Annotated in this window: 13 protein-coding genes, 1 tRNA gene and 1 rRNA gene; 3 read left to right on the plus strand and 12 right to left on the minus strand. The window is 69.8% G+C overall.

Features of this window, described 5'->3' with window-relative positions:
* Positions 1–40: 40 nt before the first annotated feature.
* Positions 41–889 carry an Fpg/Nei family DNA glycosylase gene (locus tag AC067N_RS17685; RefSeq protein ID WP_478679795.1) on the plus strand — a complete coding sequence of 283 codons (849 nt, stop codon included), beginning with the start codon at positions 41–43 and terminating at the stop codon, positions 887–889.
* Between the two features lie 180 nt (positions 890–1,069).
* Positions 1,070–1,834: an SDR family NAD(P)-dependent oxidoreductase gene (locus AC067N_RS17690; RefSeq protein ID WP_478679796.1), complete on the plus strand. Its 765-nt coding sequence runs from the start codon at positions 1,070–1,072 to the stop codon at positions 1,832–1,834.
* A gap of 595 nt (positions 1,835–2,429) precedes the next feature.
* Here the strand turns inward: AC067N_RS17690 and AC067N_RS17695 are convergent.
* From AC067N_RS17695 to AC067N_RS17735, 9 genes are all read right to left on the minus strand, one after another.
* Complete coding sequence (locus AC067N_RS17695; RefSeq protein ID WP_478679813.1) at positions 2,430–2,900, minus strand: Dps family protein; 471 nt, start codon at positions 2,898–2,900, stop codon at positions 2,430–2,432.
* Positions 2,901–3,236: 336 nt separating this feature from the next.
* Positions 3,237–3,614 (minus strand): helix-turn-helix domain-containing protein, encoded by a 378-nt coding sequence (locus AC067N_RS17700; protein WP_055511872.1) that lies wholly within the window; start codon positions 3,612–3,614, stop codon positions 3,237–3,239.
* Between the two features lie 109 nt (positions 3,615–3,723).
* Positions 3,724–4,269, minus strand: a complete 546-nt coding sequence (locus AC067N_RS17705) for a CinA family protein (RefSeq protein WP_478679797.1) — start codon at positions 4,267–4,269, stop codon at positions 3,724–3,726.
* Positions 4,266–4,997: a CDP-diacylglycerol--glycerol-3-phosphate 3-phosphatidyltransferase gene (gene pgsA, locus AC067N_RS17710; protein WP_478679798.1), complete on the minus strand. Its 732-nt coding sequence runs from the start codon at positions 4,995–4,997 to the stop codon at positions 4,266–4,268. Before pgsA ends, AC067N_RS17705 begins: the two co-directional genes overlap by 4 nt.
* Positions 4,994–6,466 carry a 30S ribosomal protein S12 methylthiotransferase RimO gene (rimO, locus tag AC067N_RS17715; protein WP_478679799.1) on the minus strand — a complete coding sequence of 491 codons (1,473 nt, stop codon included), beginning with the start codon at positions 6,464–6,466 and terminating at the stop codon, positions 4,994–4,996. The genes pgsA and rimO overlap by 4 nt, the downstream gene beginning before the upstream one ends.
* Before the next feature lie 153 nt (positions 6,467–6,619).
* The gene (locus AC067N_RS17720; RefSeq protein WP_478679800.1) at positions 6,620–7,486 is read right to left on the minus strand and encodes a helix-turn-helix domain-containing protein; all 867 of its coding nucleotides are present in this window, start codon (positions 7,484–7,486) and stop codon (positions 6,620–6,622) included.
* Positions 7,487–7,944: 458 nt separating this feature from the next.
* Positions 7,945–10,677, minus strand: coding sequence for an FtsK/SpoIIIE family DNA translocase (locus AC067N_RS17725; protein WP_478679801.1), 2,733 nt, complete (start codon positions 10,675–10,677; stop codon positions 7,945–7,947).
* Positions 10,678–10,874: 197 nt separating this feature from the next.
* Positions 10,875–11,558 (minus strand): response regulator, encoded by a 684-nt coding sequence (locus AC067N_RS17730; RefSeq protein ID WP_478679802.1) that lies wholly within the window; start codon positions 11,556–11,558, stop codon positions 10,875–10,877.
* Positions 11,559–11,855: 297 nt separating this feature from the next.
* Entirely contained in the window at positions 11,856–17,333 is a 5,478-nt protein-coding gene (locus AC067N_RS17735) for a HAMP domain-containing protein (protein WP_478679803.1), read from the minus strand.
* A gap of 396 nt (positions 17,334–17,729) precedes the next feature.
* On the opposite strand from AC067N_RS17735, the gene AC067N_RS17740 reads away from it, so the two are divergent.
* Positions 17,730–20,477 (plus strand): SpoIIE family protein phosphatase, encoded by a 2,748-nt coding sequence (locus AC067N_RS17740; RefSeq protein WP_478679804.1) that lies wholly within the window; start codon positions 17,730–17,732, stop codon positions 20,475–20,477.
* 63 nt (positions 20,478–20,540) lie between these two features.
* Here AC067N_RS17740 and AC067N_RS17745 read toward each other — a convergent pair.
* The 3 genes from AC067N_RS17745 to rrf form a co-directional block, all read right to left on the minus strand.
* Positions 20,541–20,613, minus strand: a tRNA-Thr gene (locus AC067N_RS17745).
* A gap of 97 nt (positions 20,614–20,710) precedes the next feature.
* Complete coding sequence (locus AC067N_RS17750) at positions 20,711–21,373, minus strand: DegT/DnrJ/EryC1/StrS family aminotransferase (protein WP_478679814.1); 663 nt, start codon at positions 21,371–21,373, stop codon at positions 20,711–20,713.
* Positions 21,374–21,487: 114 nt separating this feature from the next.
* Positions 21,488–21,573 (minus strand): 5S ribosomal RNA (gene rrf / locus AC067N_RS17755); the annotation flags it as partial.

Consider the following 21,573-nt stretch of genomic DNA (forward strand, 5'->3'; position numbering starts at 1 on the left):
TCGGCCCCACCCCGTCCCTCTCCCGTGCCACCCTTGACCCATGCCCGAAGGTGACACCGTCTGGCAGACGGCGAAGCGGCTGCACACCGCCCTCGCCGGCAAGGTGCTGTACCGCTCCGACCTGCGCGTGCCCAGATACGCCACGGCCGACCTCACCGGCCGCACCGTCCTCGACGTCACCCCCCGGGGCAAGCACCTCCTGACCCGGATCGAGGGCGGCCTCACACTGCACTCGCATCTGCGGATGGACGGCTCCTGGAAGGTGTACGGAATCGGCGAACGCTGGTCCGGCGGCCCGGCCCACCAGATCCGCGCGATCCTGGGCACCCTCGACCGCACGGCCGTCGGCTACCGCCTCCCCGTACTGGAACTGCTCCGCACCACCGAGGAGCACCGAGCCGTCGGCCACCTCGGCCCCGATCTGCTCGGCCCTGACTGGGACCCCGGCCTGGCCCTCGCCAATCTCCGGAGGGACCCCACGCGCCCCCTCGGCGAGGCCCTTCTGGACCAGCGCAATCTCGCCGGCATCGGAAACGTCTACAAGAGCGAGCTGTGTTTCCTGCTCCGTGTCACCCCCTGGCTTCCCGTCGGCGCACTCCCGCCGGATCGCGCCGCCAAGCTCCCGGACCTCGCCAAGAAGCTCCTCGAAGCCAACCGCGACCGACCCATCCGCAGCACCACGGGCCTCCGCCTCCACGACCTGTTCGTGTACGGGCGCGCACCTCGCCCCTGTCTGCGCTGCAACACCCCCATCCGGGCCGGGGACCAGGGCGACGGTTCCCGCGAGCGCCCCACCTACTGGTGCCCCACCTGTCAGCAGGGCCCGGCCCCGGCCCCGGGCACCCCCAGAGCCGCCCGCGCACGCCCCCAGCGCCGTACGCCCAGCTGACTGCGCGCGCCCTCCCGCCCCTCAGCCCACTCCCACTCCCCTCCACGCGCCCCCTCCCGACCCGCATGCCTCACTCCTCCCCACCTCCCGTCGCCCGCCCCACAGGACCCCACGCCCCATGGCGCACCCCACCCTGACTACTGATTGACGGTCCGTCAGAAACGCTCGTACCGTCGTCCCATGGCCCTCCAGGCGTACGACCTCACCGGCCGAACCGCATTCGTCACGGGCGCCGGCGGCAGTATCGGCCGCGCGTCGGCCGTCCTGCTCGCCGAGGCCGGGGCGACCGTTCACTGCGCGGACCTCGACGAACAGGGACTGCACGAGACGGCCACGTTGATCAAGGAAGCGGGCGGCACCGCCCGCACCCACCCCCTCGACGTCACCGATCCTGCCCGCCTCACCCGAGCGGTGGCCACCTGCCAGGAGCTCCATGTCATGGCGGCGATCGCCGGGATCATGCACAGCAGCCCGGTTCTGGAGACCCAGGACGAGGACCTCGACCGGGTGTGGAGCGTCAACTTCAAGGGCGTGCTGTACGCCTGCCAGGCAGCGGCACGCCTGATGATCGCCCATGGGACACGGGGCAGCATCGTCACCATGGCTTCCGGCGCTGTGGACACGGGCGGCGCCGGACTGCTCTGCTACGGCGTGACCAAGGCGGCCGTGGTCCAACTGACGAAGACCCTGGCCACCGAGGTCGGCCCGCACGGCATCCGCGTCAACGCGGTGGCACCCGGGTGGACCCGCACCGCCATGACCGACCGGCATGACAGCGAGGCGCAGGCGCGGACGGAATCCCTGATGGCCCGTCTGTCACCGCTGGGCCGGGTCGGCGAGCCCGACGACATCGCGCACGCCGTGCTGCACCTGGCCTGCGACGCCTCGTGCTTCACCACGGGCCAGATCATCCGCCCGAACGGCGGTGTCGCCATGCCATGGTGACCCGGCGGAAACCCTCCACACATCCCCGCCCGGCCAACCGCAAGCCCCCGAAATCAAACGCACTCCCCCTCGGCGCTCCCACCACCGCACTCCCCCTGGGCATCCCCACCCAAGCCCGCGCCCCGCTCCCGGACGCGCCGCTCGCCTCCACACCCCTTCGGCACGCAGTGCACGGGCAGGAGACTCAGCCCCCACCCCCCGGCCACGACCGCCCCCTCCACCGCGCCGGCATCCGGCGCGACGGCGAGTCGCAGCACACCCCACCACCACAGCGCACCGAGCCCCAGAGCCGCCCCCCAGCGCACTATCCGCATAGCCGCCACCTCCAGGCCTTCGGGCCCCACCAGAACGACGCTAGACGGCCCTCGACACGGCCGGGAGGGCGCACCACCGGCACAGGGACGCACGAACCACTCACGGGGACGGCACCCACACGCCGCCCGGCGCGCCCCGCAGCCTCACACCACGCTGAACACGCACCCGGCGCACCCACCGGCCGCCCCCGCTGGGCTTACGGGGACCACCCAACGGCCATCGGCCGTAGCCGTGACCGCGGCCACTCGGCCCGGCAGCGGCACCCGCCGCCGCTACGGCCCTATCCGTTCTCCGCCTGGAACATCCAGTGGTGCTTCTCGAGATCCGCCGTGATCCCGATGAAGATGTCCTGGCTCACCGGATCCGCCTCCGCGGTGCTCTCCACTCTCGTCCGCATCCGAGTGATCACCGCGCCGAGCGCGTCCACCAGTGTGCCCACGGCGTCCGTGTCCTTGACCCAGCCGTCCGGAACCTTGCCGATGCCGCTGCTCCCGGCCACCGTCGCGGCCCGCCCGTCGGGCGAGACCCCAAGCGTGGCCGCACGCTCGGCAACCGTGTCCGAATGGAGTCGCGCGGTGTCCACGACCTCGTCGAGCTGCAGATGGACGGAACGGAAGCGGGGCCCGACGACGTTCCAGTGGATCTGCTTGGCCACGAGGGACAGGTCGACGAGATCGACCAGAGCACCTTGCAGCGCCTCGGAGACGGTCTTGAGACCGGCGTCGGACAGCGGGCTCTTCACGACGTACATCGGCACGCTCCGGTTCTCTATGGGACGTACGGACGTACGACCTGGCCGGCCCTACGTCCCTGACGACGGCGTGCGGCCGCACGAACATCTCGCGTGCACGCCCCCGAGCCCGCCCCTCCACCATGACCGCACACCATCACCCCGGCAAACGGGAGGACCCGATACACGCCCCGCTGAGGCCCGTCCGCCTTCCAGCCGTCCCCTCCCGGCCCGCACACGACACAAAAGCCCCGGCCGGTACCCCCAGGTATCCCCCTGGAGGCCCCGCCCGGGGCTTTCGCTTCACTTCCTCACATCAGCGGCGTACACCACACCTCACGCACACATGTGCGGGTGTCACGCCGCCACAACGTCCACCGCTTCGGTGGGCGCCTTGATCGTGACCCGCTCCGGTGGCACACCGGCCACCGACACGGAGTTGAGCATGGGTCGACGCACTGGTGCTGGCACCGGCTCGGTGGCTGCTGCGGACTGGGCCAGCTCGGCAAGGGCGAGCTCGTCACTCACTTCCCGCATGAGCTCGGACATCCGTACGTCCAGCGCGTCGCAAATGGCGGAGAGCAGCTCGGAGGAAGCCTCCTTCTGCCCCCGCTCCACCTCGGAGAGATAGCCGAGTGAGACTCGGGCGGACGAGGAGACTTCGCGCAGAGTACGGCCCTGGCGCTGGCGCTGCCGACGCAGCACGTCACCCAGCAGGCGACGGAGCAGAATCATCGGTGGCTCCCTCCTCGGACCGTGTAGCCGCATCCTTCACGCCCCACCGTACCGCCTCGCGCTGCGGCCGTGCGGGGAGCGCTGTTGTGTTCACTCAGGGCTGCAAACATCAAGTCCCCCCGTTCTGTTCCGTATCCTGTGCCCGCTCATTCCCGGTCTGTTCGCTCGCGAGCTCCTGGAGGAGGAGTGCGAGCACGCTCCGTACACTCTCCATACGAATTTCCGCCCGGCCGCCGTTCAACCTCAACGACACCACTTTCCCGCCACCGAATGCGCCCGAATCCGCGCCGAGAGGGCCGGCGACGGCCACATGGACCGTGCCGACGGGCTGTCCGTCCTGGGGGTCGGGGCCCGCGACCCCGGTGGTCGAAATTCCCCAGTCGGCGCCGAGCGCCTTGCGTACGCCGTCCGCCATCTGGGCCGCGACCTGCGGATCCACCGCCCCGTGCTGGTCCAGCAGGGTGGCGTCGACGCCCAGCAGCTGGTGCTTGACCTCTGTCGCGTAGGCGGTGACCGAGCCCCGGAAGGCCTGGGAGGCGCCGGGGACGTCCGTGATCGCGGCCGCGACCAGACCGCCGGTGAGCGACTCGGCGACGGCGAGCGTCTCGCCCCTCACCTTCAGTAGTCGCAGCACGTCAGCGGCTGTGGACGTCAACGTTCCGCTCCCTCCGCCGCCGCCTGGCGCTCGGCGATTCCGCGTCGGCGCAGCACAATGGCCTGTCTCACATAGTCGATTCCGGTGACGACGGTGAGAATGACCGCCACGGCCATCACCCAGAACCTCAGGGTGGCCAGCGGGCCCTCCAGAACCAGGACGTACATTCCGACGGCGGTGCCCTGGGCCAGGGTCTTCAGCTTGCCGCCGCGGCTCGCCGGGATGACGCCGTAGCGGATGACGACGAAGCGCAGCAGGGTGATCCCCAGTTCGCGGCCGAGGATCACCGCCGTCACCCACCAGGGCAGATCGCCGAGGTACGACAGGCAGATCAGCGCCGCGCCCATGATCGCCTTGTCGGCGATGGGGTCGGCGATCTTCCCGAAGTCGGTGACGAGGTTGTAGGTCCGGGCCAGATGACCGTCGAAGATGTCGGTGATCATGGCGACGGCGAAGGCGGCCCAGGCCCAGGCGCGCCACACGGGGTCGTAGCCGCCGTCCATGAGCATCAGCACGACGAACCCGGGCACGAGGACCAGGCGGACCATGGTCAGGATGTTCGCGATGTTCCAGAGGCTGGCCTGGTTGACGGCGGCAGCGCCGAGCTTCCCGCCACGCACGGGCCTGGCGTCTCCGGGAGCGCTCGGGGCGCCGGGAGCGCCGGAGGCACTCGGGGCGCTCTTGGCGCCGGAGGAGCCGCCCGCCGCGGATGCCGGGACTCCCGTCATCTGGCCGCCTCCTCAGTACACGCGAGGGAGCCCGGAAGCACCTCGGCCACCAGGTCGACGCCTTCGGTGCCGACCACCTTCGCGTCGACCATAAGGCCGACCGTCAGGTTCTCGCCGTTCGTGAACAGCACCTGGCCGTCCGTCTCGGGCGCCTGGTGGGCGGCGCGGCCGTAGGCACCCTCGTCGCCGTCGACCGACTCGACAAGGACGCGCACCGTCTGCCCGACGCGCTCCTCGGCGCGCTGCGAGACCAGTTCCTCGGCCAGCCGGGAGACGCGGGCGAGCCGCTCGGCCACCACGTCCTCGTCGAGCTTGTTGTCGTAGCCGGCCGCTTCGGTGCCCTCCTCGTCGGAGTATCCGAAGACACCGATGGCGTCCAGCCGCGCGCCGTTCAGGAAGCGCTCCAGCTCCGCGAGGTCGTCCTCGGTCTCACCGGGGAAGCCGACGATGAAGTTGGACCGGACACCGGCCTCGGGGGCTTTGCCGCGGATGGTGTCGAGCAGTTCCAGGAAGCGGTCGGTGTCGCCGAAGCGGCGCATCGAGCGCAGCACGGCGGGCGCGGAGTGCTGGAAGGACAGGTCGAAGTAGGGCGCGACCTTGGGGGTGGAGGTGAGCACGTCGATGAGGCCGGGCCGCATCTCGGCGGGCTGGAGGTAGCTCACGCGTACGCGCTCGATGCCGTCGACCTCGGCGAGCTCGGGCAGCAGCGACTCCAGCAGCCGGATGTCGCCGAGGTCCTTGCCGTACGAGGTGTTGTTCTCGGAGACCAGCATGATCTCCTTGACGCCCTGCTCGGCCAGCCAGCGGGTCTCGTTGAGCACGTCCGAGGGGCGGCGGGAGATGAAGGAGCCACGGAAGGACGGGATGGCGCAGAAGGAGCAGCGGCGGTCGCAGCCGGAGGCCAGCTTCACGGAGGCGACGGGCGCACCGTCGAGCCGGCGGCGCAGCGGTGCGCGGGGGCCGGAGGCCGGAGCCAGTCCCTCCGGAAGGTCGGCGGAAGCGTGCCCGGGGAGCGCGACCTCGGCCGCCGTCTCCTGGCGCTCGGCCGGGCTGATGGGCAGCAGCTTGCGGCGGTCGCGCGGGGTGTGCGAGGCGTGGACACCGCCGCTCAGGATGGTCTGGAGGCGGTCGGAGATGTCCGCGTAGTCGTCGAAACCGAGCACGCCGTCGGCCTCGGGCAGGGCCTCCGCCAGCTCCTTGCCGTACCGCTCGGCCATGCAGCCCACCGCCACGACGGCCTGGGTTCTGCCGTGGCCCTTGAGGTCGTTGGCCTCCAGGAGCGCGTCGACGGAGTCCTTCTTGGCGGCTTCGACGAAGCCGCAGGTGTTGACGACCGCGACGTCCGCGTCCTCGGCGTCCTCGACGAGCTCCCAGCCGTCCGCCTCCAAGCGGCCTGCGAGCTCCTCCGAGTCCACCTCGTTACGGGCGCAGCCAAGAGTGACGAGTGCGACGGTACGGCGTTCAGGCATGGGCTCAAGACTACTTCGTCCCACTGACGGCCCACGTCGACGGGGTTGGCCGATCTTGGCCAACCCCGTGCGTACGTTTCCCCGTGCCTCTTCTGTGCCGTGCGGACGAGGTCCGGCGGGCGGACTGTACGGCTCATCCGGGCGGTCCGGAGGTCAGCCGACCTCCGGGTCGCCCTTCGTGTAGGTCAGACGTTCGACCTGGCCGGGACGGAAGTCGTCCTTGAGCTTCTTGCCGTTGACGTAGAGCTGAACGGCCCCGGCGTCGCCGAGGACGAGGTCGATCTTGGAGCTGTCCTGGAAGGTCTTGGACTGGCCCTGCTGGAGGAGGCCGTCCCACAGCAGCTGGCCGCTGTGGTCCTTGGCGGAGATCCAGCTGCGGCCGTCGGAGGCCGTGACCCGGACGGTGACCTTGTCGCGGGGTGCGGCCGCGATGGCGCTGTCGGTCGGCTCCGGCTTGGGGTCGGCCTCGGGCTTGTCGGCCTTGGGCGTGGGCGAGGGGGACTTGCCCGCGGTGGCCGTGGAGCCCTCGACCGCCTGGGAGGAGGCGTCGTCGTCCTGCCCGCCGTCGAACGCGGTGAAGCCGACGAAGCCGATCACCACGACGATCGCGGCGACCATGGCGGCGGTCCAGTTGGGGCCGCGGCGCTCCGGCCTGATGCGTTCCGCCTCGAACAGGGGTGCCGCCGGGGTCGGCGCGGGACGCCCGCCGTGCGCCTCGTCGTACTGGGCGAGCAGCGGGCCGGGGTCGATGCGTACCGCGCGCGCGATCGAGCGGATGTGACCGCGCGCGTAGACGTCGCCGCCACAGGGGGCGAAGTCGTCCTTTTCGATCGCCTGCACGATGACGATGCGCACCCGGGTGGCGTTGCTGACGTCGTCGACGGTCAGCCCGGCCGCGATACGCGCCTGCCGGAGGGCATGGCCGATCGAGGGCCGTTCCGCCGCGCGTTCATCTCGGTCGATTTCGAACGGACGCTCGTCTTCGGGGAAGTTGCCGTCAGGGGAGTTGCCGATGGACACGGGGGCGCCTTTCGAGCGTGTAGCCACCTGTGCTGGAGGTTCAGTCTAGGGGGGGTACGAAAGGGTGGGGCAACCGGGCGGTGGGACTTTGTACGCCATCAGAATGGCCGGTCATCCTGCTGGTGACGAGGGTGGGGCACGGGACTTTCCCCTCCTCCAACTTGACGTACGCCGAGGGGAAACGGTTGCTCACTATTTCCTTACGGCTGGGTCACGTTCGAATACCCGGATGCCGTAAGTCCACCCGTGCTCCCCACGTGTTCCACCCGCCCGGAGGCCTTCCCGAACGGCCCCCCAAGGGTTGTCCCGCAATTCCCGGTGGATCAGCGCGCGGCGTCGGATGCGGCGCATCGCACGGCGGAGGAGCGTCCGCATACTGGATGTATGCGGACGTTCCGACAGCGCGGCGAGGTGCCGTAGCCGGCGTCGCGCGCCCGCCGGGAATTACGGGACAACCCTTAGTCCCCAGTTTCCCCCCTGATGACCGCCAGCACTCCGTCCAGCTCGTCGGGTTTCACGAGAACGTCACGCGCCTTGGAGCCCTCGCTCGGTCCGACGACGCCGCGCGACTCCATGAGGTCCATCAGCCGTCCGGCCTTGGCGAAGCCGACGCGCAGCTTGCGCTGGAGCATGGAGGTCGAGCCGAACTGCGTGGAGACGACGAGTTCGGCCGCCTGGCACAGCAGGTCGAGGTCGTCGCCGATCTCCTCGTCGATCTCCTTCTTCTGCTTGGCGCCCACGGTGACGTCGTCGCGGAAGACGGGCGCCATCTGGTCCTTGCAGTGCTGGACGACCGCGGCGACCTCGTCCTCGGTCACGAACGCGCCCTGCATACGGGTGGGTTTGTTCGCACCCATCGGGAGGAACAGCCCGTCACCCTTGCCGATGAGCTTCTCGGCGCCGGGCTGGTCGAGGATGACGCGCGAGTCGGCGAGCGACGAGGTGGCGAAGGCGAGCCGTGACGGCACGTTGGCCTTGATGAGACCGGTGACCACGTCGACCGACGGCCGCTGCGTGGCCAGCACCAGATGGATGCCGGCCGCACGGGCCAACTGTGTGATGCGCACGATCGCGTCCTCGACGTCCCTCGGCGCGACCATCATCAGGTCGGCCAGCTCGTCGACGATGACCAGCAGGTACGGGTACGGCTGGAGCTCGCGCTCGCTGCCCTCGGGCAGCTTGACCTTGCCGTTCCTGATGGCCTCGTTGAAGTCGTCGATGTGCCGGAAGCCGAAGGCGGCGAGGTCGTCGTAGCGCAGGTCCATCTCGCGTACGACCCACTGGAGGGCCTCGGCGGCCCGCTTGGGGTTGGTGATGATCGGCGTGATGAGGTGCGGGATGCCCTCGTACGCGGTCAGCTCGACGCGCTTGGGGTCGACGAGGACCATCCGCACGTCCTCGGGGGTCGCACGGACCATGATCGAAGTGATCAGGCAGTTGATGCACGACGACTTGCCCGAGCCGGTCGCGCCCGCGACCAGCACATGCGGCATCTTCGCCAGGTTGGCCATCACATAGCCGCCCTCGACGTCCTTGCCGAGCGCCACCAGCATCGGGTGATCGTCCTCGGCCGCGTCCGCGAGGCGCAGGACGTCGCCGAGGTTGACCATCTCGCGGTCGGTGTTGGGGATCTCGATGCCGACCGCCGACTTGCCGGGGATCGGGCTGATGATCCGTACGTCCGGGCTGGCGACGGCGTACGCGATGTTCTTCGTCAGCGCGGTGATCCGCTCGACCTTCACGGCGGGGCCGAGCTCGACCTCGTAGCGGGTGACCGTCGGCCCGCGGGTGAAGCCGGTGACGGAGGCGTCGACCTTGAACTCGGTGAAGACGTTGGTGAGCGAGGCGACGACGGCGTCGTTGGCGGCACTGCGGGTCTTGCCGGGGCCACCCCGCTCCAGCAGGTCGAGCGAGGGCAGCGCGTAGGTGATGTCGCCGGAGAGCCGGAGCTGCTCGGCGCGCGCCGGCAGGTCGCGCGGCTCGTCGGGGGCCTTCTTGGTGAGGTCCGGCACCAGGGATTCCTGCTGCCGGGCCTTGGCCGTCCTGCCTGCCGGGGATTCCTGCTCGGGCGTCCTGGTGCGCGCGGCGGGTACCGGCGTGGTCTCCTCGCGGTCCCCCGCGCTCACGCCCTGGGTGAGGTCGGCGACCACCGGCGAGGGCGGCATCCCGTGGAGCACGGCTCCGTCGAGGGCGGCGGCCGCCGCGGCGGCGACGTCCACGGCGTCCATCGGCCGGTCCGGGTCGGGCTGCCGCACCGCGGAGCGCCGGGGGCGGCGCCTGGAGAGGGCCTCCTGCTCGGCACCGTCCGGGTCGTACGGCTGGGGGGCGGATCCGCCCTTGCGGGAGCGCGCGGGGAGCGCTTCGCGCCACTGCTCGTCATAGCGCGCGTCGTCGTCGCCGTACGCCTCGTCCACGTCGGCCTCGACGATGCCCAGCTTCTGCCCGAGGAGCCGCAGCCGCTGCGGGATCGCGTTGACCGGCGTCGCGGTGACGACGAGGAGCCCGAAGACGGTGAGCAGCACGAGCATGGCCACGGCGAGCGCCTCGCCCATGGTGTACGTCAGCGGGGTGGCCGTGCCCCATCCGATGAGCCCGCCGGCGTCCCTTATGGGCTGCATGCCGGCGCTGCGGGCGGGTGAGCCGCAGGCGATGTGGACCTGTCCGAGCACCCCGATGACGAGCGCGGACAGGCCGATGACGATGCGCCCGTTGGCTTCGGGCTTCTCGGGGTGCCGGATGAACCGTACGGCGATGATCGTGAGCAGTATCGGTACGAGCAGGTCGAGCCGGCCGAAGGCACCGGTCACGAGCATCTCGACCAGGTCGCCGACGGGACCGCGCAGATGGGACCAGGTACCGGCGGCGACGATCAGGGCCAGGGCGAGCAGCAGCAGCGCGACGCCGTCCTTGCGGTGCGCCGGGTCGAGGTTCTTCGCGCCCTGCCCTATCCCGCGGAAGACGGCGCCGACGGCGTGCGCGGCACCGAGCCAGACGGCGCGTACGAGCCTGTACACGCCCCCTGTCGGACTGGGCGCCGGCTTCGGAGGGGCCGTCTTCTTCGCCGCCGCCTTCTTGGCGGGTGCCTTCCTGGCGGCGGCTTTCTTCGCGGGGGCCTTCTTCGCCGGAGCCTTCGTCGGAGCGGCCGCCTTCTTCGCGGGCGACTTCTTCGCAGCGGACTGACGTGAGGCCATGAGTGTGAGGTTACCGGTGGAGGCCGCAGCCGACACGTGTGCCTACCGCTTCACCCGTTCGTGTCGCCCTCCCGCAGCCCCAGAACTGACGGACCCTGACGACCTCTCAGTCCAGGTGCCGTCAGAACACAACTCCGCCAGGTCCCCGGCCGCTTCCGCGACTTGGGGACCCGTTCACTCCGGCAGCGGGACCCCGCTCAGTTCGGCGAGGGCACCGAGGCGGGTCCGCCCGCGCCCGGCTCCAGGGCGTCCAGTGCCCTGCGCAGCCCGGTGAGTTTGCGTTCGAGATGGGCCGCGGTCGCCACCGCCGCCGCGTCCGCCGAGTCGTCGTCCAGTTGCTTGGAGAGGGCCTCCGCCTGCTCCTCCACGGCGGCGAGCCGTGCCGAGAGTTCGGCGAGGATGCCGCCGGAGGGCTCCTTCGAGCCGCCCGCCGCGCCCTTCCCGCCGCCCTCCAACTGAAGCCGCAGCAGCGCCGCCTGCTCCCTGAGCTGGCAGTTCTTCATGTACAGCTCGACGAAGACGGACACCTTCGCACGCAGCACCCACGGGTCGAACGGCTTGGAGATGTAGTCGACCGCGCCCGCCGCGTACCCCCGGAAGGTGTGGTGCGGACCGTGGTTGATGGCGGTGAGGAAGATGATCGGGATGTCCCGCGTCCGCTCACGCCGCTTGATGTGCGCGGCCGTCTCGAATCCGTCCATGCCCGGCATCTGGACGTCCAGCAGAATGACCGCGAAGTCGTCCGTCAGCAGCGCCTTGAGCGCTTCCTCCCCGGACGATGCCCGCACCAGCGTCTGATCGAGCGCGGAGAGGATGGCCTCCAGCGCCAACAGATTCTCCGGCCGGTCATCGACCAGGAGGATCTTGGCCTTCTGCACCATGGCCCGCCCTCCTCGCCCCGGCTTGGGGCCTCCCCAGTCCTCAGGATCCGGGGTGACACCGCCGGGCGTCACCCCAGGGGACGACTCCCTTGCGCCGCCCGTCCTTGTGCCGGTCATCGTAGCCGCACCCCACCTGTCGCCACACCCTGTCACCGTGATGTCACTGTGCTCGTAGCAGAAACGCGGCAGGGGACCAAAAGGTTCCCCGATTCCCGCGTTTCTACACGGCCTCGGCCACACTCCGTCAGCAACTGGGCTTCCCGCCCATCCGGTTGTGACCGCCCGGTGCCCGCCCCGTCACTCACCCCGCATCCATTGCTCCATGACCGACAGCAGATGATCCGGATCGACCGGCTTCGTCACATAGTCGGAGGCTCCGGAGTCGATCGCCTTCTCCCGGTCGCCCTTCATCGCCTTCGCCGTCAACGCGATGATCGGCAGCCCCGCGAACTGAGGCATCCGACGGATCGCCGTGGTCGTCGCGTACCCGTCCATCTCCGGCATCATGATGTCCATCAGGACGACTGTCACATCGTCGTGCTGTTCCAGGACCTCGATGCCCTCACGGCCGTTCTCCGCGTACAGCACCGACAGGCCGTGCTGCTCCAGGACGCTGGTGAGCGCGAAGACGTTGCGGATGTCGTCGTCGACGATCAGCACCTTCTCGCCGTCGAACCGGGCGGCACGGCGCACCTGGGGCGCCGCCTCCTGCGCCCAGTGCTCCTGTGCCTGCCCGTCGCCCTGGCCGGGCGCGGCGGACGAGGAACCGGCCGACACGGCCCTGCGGCGCCGCCTGAAGTGCGCGGCGGCCCCGTTCTGCGTCTCGTGGTACGACTTCACCTCGGCCGGCGTCTCCGCGGCCTCCCCGAGCTCGGCCTCGGAGGCCAGCAGCTCCCCGGCCTCCAGCGACGACGGCCCGTTGTTCGCATACCCCTGCGGAGGCAGCTCGCTCGGGTGCAGCGGCAGATAGAGGGTGAAGGTGGAGCCGCGTCCGGGCTCGCTCTGGGCGTAGATCTCGCCGCCCAGCAGCCGGGCGATCTCCCGCGAGATGGACAGCCCCAGACCCGTACCGCCGTACTTCCGGCTCGTGGTGCCGTCGGCCTGCTTGAACGCCTCGAAGATCACCCGCATCTTGCCGGCCGCGATACCGATCCCGGTGTCCGTCACCGAGAACGCGATCATGTCGGCGTCCGGGTCGCTCAGCGAGCCCGCCTCCAGCAGCTGCTCCCTGATGGCCACCGGCACATCCGCGCCGGCCGGCCGGATGACCAGCTCCACGGCCCCGGAGTCGGTGAACTTCACCGCGTTCGACAGCAGGTTCCGCAGCACCTGCAGCAGCCGCTGTTCGTCCGTGTGCAGCGTGGCCGGCAGCTCCGGCGAGACGCGCACGGAGAAGTCGAGGCCCTTCTCGGCGGTCAGCGGCCGGAAGGTGGCCTCCACGTAGTCGACGAGCTGGACGAGCGCGATCCGGGTCGGCGAGACGTCCATCTTGCCCGCCTCGACCTTCGACAGGTCCAGGATGTCGTTGATCAGCTGCAGCAGGTCGGAGCCCGCCCCGTGGATCGTCTCGGCGAACTCGACCTGCTTGGGCGTCAGGTTCGACTCGGCGTTGTCGGCGAGCAGCTTGGCGAGGATCAGCAGCGAGTTGAGCGGCGTGCGCAGCTCGTGCGACATGTTCGCCAGGAACTCGCTCTTGTAGCGCATCGAGACGGCGAGCTGCTCGGCACGCTCCTCCAGGACCTGCCGCGCCTCCTCGATCTCGGTGTTCTTGACCTCGATGTCGCGGTTCTGCCGGGCCAGCAGCTCGGCCTTCTCCTCCAGTTCGGCGTTGGACGCCTGGAGTGCCTTCTGCCGGTTCTCCAACTCGTCCGAGCGCTCGCGCAGTTGCTCGGTCAGCTCCTGGGACTGCTTCAGCAGAACCTCTGTCTTGGTGTTGACGGAGATGGTGTTGACGCTCGTCGCGATCATCTCGGCGATCTGGTTGAGGAAGTCCTTCTGGATCTGCGTGAACGGCGTGAACGAAGCGAGCTCGATCACCCCGAGCACGGTCCCCTCGAAGAGCACCGGCAACACGATGACCTGCGCCGGAGGCGCCTCGCCCAGCCCGGAGGAGATCTTCAGATAACCGCTGGGCGCGTCCTCCACCAGGATGGTGCGCTTCTCCTGCGCTGCCGTCCCGACCAGCGCCTCACCCGGCCGGAACGACGTCGGCATGGAGCCCATCGAGTAGCCGTACGAGCCGAGCATGCGCAGCTCGTACTGGTCGTCGTTGTCCGGGCCCAGGTCCTTGCCGTCGACCAGCGGCATCGCCAGGAAGAACGCGCCGTGCTGCGCGGAGACCACCGGGGTCAGCTCGCTCATGATCAGCGAGGCCACGTCGTCCAGGTCCCGGCGGCCCTGCATCAGGGCCGAGATCCGGGCGAGGTTGCCCTTGAGCCAGTCCTGCTCCTGGTTGGCGATCGTGGTGTCGCGCAGGTTGGCGATCATCTTGTTGATGTAGTCCTGCAGCTCCTTGATCTCGCCCGACGCGTCCACGTCGATCTTGAGATTCAGGTCGCCACGGGTCACCGCGGTGGCCACGCGCGCGATGGCGCGTACCTGCCGGGTGAGGTTCCCGGCCATCTCGTTCACCGACTCGGTGAGGTCCCGCCAGGTGCCGTCGACGTCCCGCACCCGCGCCAGACCGCCCAGCTGCCCCTCAGTGCCCACCTCGCGGGCCACCCGGGTGACCTCCTCGGCGAAGGACGACAGCTGGTCCACCATCGTGTTGATGGTGGTCTTCAGCTCCAGGATCTCGCCGCGCGCGTCGATGTCGATCTTCTTGGTGAGGTCGCCCTTGGCGATGGCGGTCGTGACCATGGCGATGTTGCGGACCTGACCGGTCAGGTTGGACGCCATCGAGTTCACGGACTCGGTGAGGTCCTTCCACGTGCCCGCCACACCCGGTACGTGCGCCTGCCCGCCGAGGATGCCGTCCGTGCCCACCTCGCGGGCCACCTTGGTGACCTGGTCCGCGAAGGAGCTCAGCGTCTTGACCATGCTGTTGAAGGTGTCGGCGAGCTGCGCGACCTCGCCGCGCGCCTCGATCGTCACCGTACGGGTGAGGTCGCCGTTGGCGACGGCCGCGGCGACCTGGGAGATGTTCCGCACCTGCATGGTCAGGTTCTTGGCCATCAGGTTCACATTGCCGCTGAGGTCCTTCCAGATGCCGGTGACGCCCGGCACGTGGGCCTGGCCGCCGAGGATGCCCTCGGTGCCCACCTCGCGGGCCACCCGGGTCACCTGCTCGGCGAACGACGACAGCTGGTCCACCATCGTGTTCACCGTGGTGACGAGTTCGAGGATCTCGCCCTTGGCGTCGACGGTGATCTTCTTCGACAGGTCGCCCTTGGCGACCGCGGTCGTGACCTCGGCGATCTGGCGCACCTGGATGGTCAGGTTGTTCGCCATGAAGTTCACCGACTGGGTGAGGTCCTTCCAGGTGCCGGAGACGCCCTGCACCTCGGCCTGACCGCCGAGCTGGCCCTCCGTACCCACCTCACGGGCGACCCTGGTGACCTCCTCCGCGAACGACGACAGCTGGTCCACCATCGTGTTCAGCGTGTTCTTCAGCTCCAGGATCTCGCCGCGCGCGTCCACGGTGATCTTCTGGGAGAGGTCACCGCGGGCGACCGCCGTGGCGACCTGGGCGATGTTGCGGACCTGGCCGGTCAGGTTGCCGGCCATGCCGTTCACGGACTCGGTGAGGTCGCGCCACACACCGGCGACACCGGGCACGTGTGCCTGACCGCCCAGGCGCCCCTCGGTACCCACGTCCCGGGCGACCCGGGTCACCTGGTCGGCGAACGACGACAGCTGGTCCACCATCGTGTTGATGGTGTTCTTCAGCTCCAGGATCTCGCCGCGCGCGTCGACGTCGATCTTCTGCGAGAGGTCACCGCGGGCCACGGCCGTCGTCACCTGCGCGATGTTGCGCACCTGAGAGGTGAGGTTCCCGGCCATCGAGTTGACGGAGTCGGTGAGCTCCTTCCAGGTGCCCGACACACCGTCCACGCGGGCCTGCCCGCCGAGGCGGCCCTCGGTGCCCACGTCACGGGCCATCCGGGTCACCTGGTCGGCGAACGACGACAGCTGGTCCACCATCGTGTTCACGGTGTTCTTCAGTTCGAGCATCTCGCCCGCGACGTCGACGGTGACCTTCTGCGAGAGGTCACCGTTGGCCACGGCCGTCGTGACCGCCGCGATGTTCCTCACCTGTCCGGTGAGATTCCGGAACGCGGTGTTGACGGAGTCCGTGAGGTCCTTCCACGTACCGGCCGCGCCCGGCACCTTCGCCTGACCGCCCAGCCGGCCCTCGGCCCCCACCTCGTTGGCCACCCGGGTGACCTCGGCGCCGAAGTAGGACAGCTGGTCGACCATCCCGTTGACGGTGTTCTTCAGTTCCAGCATCTCGCCGGCCACGTCCACGGTGACCTTCTGCGAGAGGTCACCGTTGGCCACGGCCGTGGTGACGGCCGCGATGTCCCGCACCTGGATGGTCAGGTTCCGGAAGACCGTGTTGACCGAGTCGGTGAGGTCCTTCCAGGTACCCGCCGCGCCCGGCACCTGGGCCTGGCCGCCGAGGCGCCCCTCGGCACCGACCTCGTTGGCCACGCGGGTGACCTCGTCGGCGAAGATCCGCAGCGTCTCGGTCATCTGGTTGATCGTCTCGGCGAGCTTGGCGACCTCGCCACGCGCCGGGACGGTCACCTTCTGCGACAGGTCACCGTTGGCGACGGCCGTCGTCACCTGGGCGATCCCCCGCACCTGCGCCGTCAGATTGCCGGCCATGGTGTTCACCGAATCGGTGAGTTCCTTCCACACCCCGGCCACGCCCGGCACCTCGGCCTGGCCGCCGAGCTGGCCCTCCGTACCCACCTCACGGGCGACGCGCGTCACCTCCGAGGAGAACGCGGAGAGCTGGTCGACCATCGTGTTGACGGTCTCCTTCAGCTCCAGCATCTCGCCGGCGACATGGACCGTGACCTTCCGCGACAGATCACCCTTGGCGACCGCGGTCGTCACCAGCGCGATGTCCCTCACCTGCGCGGTGAGCCGGTGCGCCATGGTGTTGACGGACTCGGTCAGGTCCTTCCAGGAACCGGACATCCCGCGCACCCGGGCCTGCCCGCCCAGCTTGCCCTCCGTGCCCACCTCACTGGCCACGCGGGTGACCTCGTCGGTGAACGTCGACAGCTGGTCGACCAGGTTGTTGACCGTCCGCCCGACCTTCAGGAACTCCCCGCGCAGCGGGTGCCCGCTCCCGTCCGGCGCGTGCGTCCGCAGCTCCATGCGCGGCGACAGATCACCCTCGGCGACGGCCGACAACACCCGGCTGACCTCGGAGACCGGCCGTACGAGGTCGTCGACCAGCGCGTTCGACGCGTCGATCGCGGCCGCCCAGGACCCCTCACTGGCGCCCGTCTCCAGCCGCTCGGTGAGCTTCCCCTCACGCCCGACCATCCGCCGCACCCGCGACAACTCGCCGGTCAGATGCAGATTCCGGTCCGCCACCTCGTTGAACACGGCGGCGATCTCGGCCATGACTCCGTCACCCGAGACGGTGAGCCGCTTGCGGAAGTTGCCGTCCCGCATCGCCTCCAGCGCCGTCAACAGCCGATCCAGGGCAGCCGTGTCCACGGTGGTGGTCCCGTTGCGCGGTTTGCGCTGCTTGTTCAGGGACTGTCCGCCTTTCGCGCGCGCCTTAGTGCCTCGCGTCGCTGCGCCAGACTCCACTGTGTCCCTCCCGCAAGGGTCGACCGTTCCTGCTGGACGTACTGCGCCGTACTCGGGCGCTTCGCACTGCTCGTACCACTCGTACTACTTCGTACTCTGATACGTCTGCTCGATGAGCCGGACACCAGTCCCCGGCGCACCTGGCAGGACGCGGTCCGAAGCGGCCTTCTCCTGGAAGCCTGCCCAGTGTTTCACCCCGGCTGAACCAGGCCATAACAGTTCGGCAGCTTCGCACACGGTCCGCACACCTCCGGGCGGAAACACAGACGACCGGCATCCGCATGGACGGCGAAGGTAAGTAACCTTGCATGCGGCTGTCCAGCCATGCCGGTCCCGTCCGGCCTGGGCGGTGGCGCACAAGCACGAGCGGGCAGGCATCGGAGGGGCGGCCGCACCATGACCACCGGACTGCATCCCGGGGAAGCCCCCCGGGACCCCAGGCCGACGGATGATCAGCTTCTGCCTCGGCAGGAGGTCGGTCGCGAGTCCTCGTACGACGAGAACCGGACAAGGAGTTCTGTGATCACCGCGCGCGCGGCCGCCAGTTTCGAGCCCGTCTCGCGATCCGTCGCGACCGCCCGCTCGTTCGTCCGCGACACCCTCCAGGGCTGGGGATTCGCGGACATCGTCGACGACGCGGTGGTCCTCACCAGCGAACTGGTCACCAACGCGGTCGTCCACGCGGGCACCTCCGCCGACGTGCTGTGTCTGCGCTCGGAGGACGGCGTACGCATCGAGGTCTCCGACAGATATCCGGAGCGGGAGATCCCTCTCCAGTCCAGCCCCGTCAACATGGGCAGCCCCGACCGCGAGGGCGGCCGCGGCCTCCAGTTGTGCGCGGCGTTGGCCGGCCGCTGGGGCGTCGAGTACACCCCCACCCACAAGCAGGTCTGGTTCCAACTCGCCCTCCCCGACCGCCCCGTGGGCACCCGCACCGCCGGCCCTTCCCTGCCCGCCGATCTGCTGCCCCTCGCCGACGGCCGGGTTCGCGTCGCCGTCGTCCAGATCGACCGGACGGGCGCGATCAACGCGTGGAACGAGGACGCAGAGGAACTCTTCGGGTACGCCCCCGATCAGGTGATCGGCAAGCCCCTGACCGACCTCGCCGCCTGGCCGCACACCCCCGGCACGAGCACGGGGGTCGCGGAGGCCCTCCAACTCTCCCGCTGGGAGGGCAGTTACGGCATCCGCGGCGCCAACGGCCGGGTGACGCCGGTCTACGCCTCCCACCTCCGGGTGCGCGACGCGGCCGGCGAACCCTCGACGGTCTGCCTTCTCGTACGGGACGACGAGCGCGCCGTCCTGCAGACCCCGGTCCGCGTCCCGGCCGGCGACTCGACCGGCTCCGGCGAGGGCGGCCAGGCCGCGGACCCGTTCGAGGTGTTCATCGGCTCCCCCGCGCCGGACGATCTCGACGGTCTCCTCCAGCGCACGGTGGAGCGGGCCCGCGACATGCTCGACGGCGACTCCGCGTTCCTGCTGCTCGCCACCGACGACGAGACCGAGCTGGAGGTGCGGGCCTCCACCGGCCTCCCCTCGGCCCGCCAGCGTTTCGCCCGCGTCCCGGTGGAGGCCGGTCCCGGCCGCTACGGCTCGGCCCGCATGCCCGCCGTCCACGACGACCTCGCGGCCGTCCCCGGTGCCGTGCCGCTGCTCAGCGGCACGGGCATGCGCTCGGTCGTCACAGTCCCCCTCAAGGTCGAGGGCCGCCTCACCGGCTCTCTGGGCGTCGCCGCCGAGGCCGCGGGCCGCTACTCCAACGAGGAGGCCCTGCGTCTCCAGTTCGCCGCCGACCGGATCGCCCTCGCCGTCGAGTCGGCCCGCCTGGGCGAGCTGGAGCGCCTGCGCCGCGGCTCCCTGTCGTTCCTCGTCGAGGCCTCCGATCTCCTCGCGGGCACCCTGGACCGCGACCAGACCCTGGCTCTGATGGCCCAGATGACGATCCCGACCCTCGCCACCTGGTGCGCGGTCTACACGATCGCCGACCAGGCATCGGACCCGTACCTCTCCTATGTCCTCCACGAGGACGAGGACCTCATCGACGGTCTCAAGGCCCTGCTCTCCAAGATCCCGCCGCCCGAGCCGATCCCCACCCCGGGCGCCCGTGTCTGGACGGCTCCCGCCGAAGCCGGCCACCGGGCGGCCCTGCGCACCTCCATGCGCAGTCTGGGTCTCGGCGAGCCGGCCACGGTCAGCTCCGGCATCGGCACGACCCTGGCGACGGCCTCGGCGGTGGGCGGCGAGACGGTCGTACTGCCTCTGGTGGCCCGCAACCGCGTCATCGGCATGCTGACGCTCGGCAAGCCCACGGACGAGCACTTCCGCCAGGAGGTCCTCGAACTCGCCGAGGACCTGTCCCGCAGGGCGGCCCTGGCTCTGGACAACGCCCGTCTGTATTCGGAGCGCGTGGCCATCAGCCAGTCCCTCCAGCGCAGCCTGCTCCCGCCGGAGCTTCCCGACATCGAGGGCGTCGAGGTCGAGGTCATCTACCGCGCGGCCGGCGAGGGCAACGAGGTGGGCGGCGACTTCTACGACCTCTTCCCCATCCGCGACGGCGCGTACGGATTCGCCATCGGCGACGTCTGCGGTACGGGCCCGGAGGCCGCCGCCGTCACCGGCCTGGCCCGCCACGCACTGCGCCTGCTGGCCCGCGAGGGCTACGGCGGTCCCGCGGTCCTGGAGCGCCTCAACTCGGCGATCATCGACGAGGGTGCCCGCAGCCGCTTTCTGACCCTTCTCTACGGCGAGTTGTGGCCCCAGGAGGACGGCAGCGCCGTCCTGAAGGTCGTCTGCGCCGGCCATCCGCTGCCGCTGCGCCTGCGCCAGGACGGCACGGTCGAGCCTGCCGCCGAGCCGCAGCCCCTCCTGGGCGTCATGGAGGACCTCGAACTGTACGAGCAGACGGTCACCCTGGATCCCGGTGACGTCCTCCTCTGCGTGACGGACGGTGTCACCGAACGCCGCGAGGGCACTCGCATGTTGGGCGATGACGGCCTCACCGAGGTCCTCACGACCTGTACGGGCCTCACGGCCGGCGCCGTGGCGGCCCGTGTGATGCGCGCGGTCGAACGCTTCGCTTCGGACGCCCCGTCGGACGACATGGCCATTCTGGCGATGCGCGTACCGGGCCTGCCCAGGGACTGACCGGGCCGCGATCCGAGCGGGCATGAGAAAGGCCCCGCCCTCATGGGCGGGGCCTTCTGGCTGAGCCCCCAAACGGAATCGAACCGTTGACCTTCTCCTTACCATGGAGACGCTCTGCCGACTGAGCTATAGGGGCCTGTCACTTTTCGAGGTTTCCCTCGCGGCAACGGAATAGATCATACCCCGAACAGAGCCGTGCTCCCAAACGAGGTTCCTGGGCTCGGCGACCGTCGTCAGAACGCCGGCTGCAGCAGTCCGCCGAGCGCGTTGCAGGCCGATACCAATCGGTGCAGTTCGCGCCGCGACAGGTCTCCGCCGATGGGCAACGCGAGCGTCTCGTCGGCGGCTCGCTCGGTCTCCGGCAGACATATGTCCTGCCGGAATCCAGGCAGCCGGTGCACCGGTGTCTTCACCGGCACACTGCACTCAACTCCCTTGGCCCGTATGGCCCGCGCGAATGCGTCCCGGTCCGGCCGCCCATTGCCCGGCACGCGTACGACGTACTGCTGGAAGGTGTGTCCGTCGCATCCGTCCGGCGTCCGTACGCCCTTCAGTTTGGCGCTGAGGTACGCGGCCCGTTCCCTGCGTGCTCCGACCTCGCTGTATGGCGCCTCGGACTCGCCTTGTTCCAGTACCAACAGGCTGTGCCGTTGCCCGACTTGGTGCAGTGCCGGGATGTCCGCCGACCGGCCGAAGCGGTGCACGGCGACGACCGCCACCGTCCGAGAGGTCACCGCGGCCTCGACTGCCACCGCGTCCAGGCAGTACGACAGCGGGTCTATGTCCGCGAAGACCGGAACTGCCCCTGTCAGGTTCACGGCCTGGGCGACCTCGGGGTTCCCGAACGCCGGCACGACCACCTCGTCACCGGCGCCGACACCTGCGGCCTTGAGCATTCCAACGGTACCCATACCGCGGATCCTGGTCGCGCAACGTGAACGCCGAGTGACGCACAACAAAAAAGAGCTGGTCCCCGAACCGAAATTCGGGGACCAGCTCTGTCAATGATTGTTCGGCGGCGTCCTACTCTCCCACAGGGTCCCCCCTGCAGTACCATCGGCGCTGTAAGGCTTAGCTTCCGGGTTCGGAATGTAAC

This window comes from Streptomyces sp. NPDC042364 (assembly GCF_056437585.1).

Excerpts from the sequence above, each read along its gene's own strand:
- pgsA (WP_478679798.1), bottom strand. The coding sequence starts at position 4,997 with ATGACGGGAGTCCCGGCATCCGCGGCGGGCGGCTCCTCCGGCGCCAAG.
- AC067N_RS17700 (WP_055511872.1), bottom strand. The coding sequence starts at position 3,614 with ATGATTCTGCTCCGTCGCCTGCTGGGTGACGTGCTGCGTCGGCAGCGC.
- AC067N_RS17695 (WP_478679813.1), bottom strand. The coding sequence starts at position 2,900 with ATGTACGTCGTGAAGAGCCCGCTGTCCGACGCCGGTCTCAAGACCGTC.
- AC067N_RS17750 (WP_478679814.1), bottom strand. The coding sequence starts at position 21,373 with ATGCTCAAGGCCGCAGGTGTCGGCGCCGGTGACGAGGTGGTCGTGCCG.
- AC067N_RS17725 (WP_478679801.1), bottom strand. The coding sequence starts at position 10,677 with ATGGCCTCACGTCAGTCCGCTGCGAAGAAGTCGCCCGCGAAGAAGGCG.
- AC067N_RS17685 (WP_478679795.1), top strand. The coding sequence starts at position 41 with ATGCCCGAAGGTGACACCGTCTGGCAGACGGCGAAGCGGCTGCACACC.
- rimO (WP_478679799.1), bottom strand. The coding sequence starts at position 6,466 with ATGCCTGAACGCCGTACCGTCGCACTCGTCACTCTTGGCTGCGCCCGT.
- AC067N_RS17730 (WP_478679802.1), bottom strand. The coding sequence starts at position 11,558 with ATGGTGCAGAAGGCCAAGATCCTCCTGGTCGATGACCGGCCGGAGAAT.
- AC067N_RS17740 (WP_478679804.1), top strand. The coding sequence starts at position 17,730 with ATGACCACCGGACTGCATCCCGGGGAAGCCCCCCGGGACCCCAGGCCG.
- AC067N_RS17690 (WP_478679796.1), top strand. The coding sequence starts at position 1,070 with ATGGCCCTCCAGGCGTACGACCTCACCGGCCGAACCGCATTCGTCACG.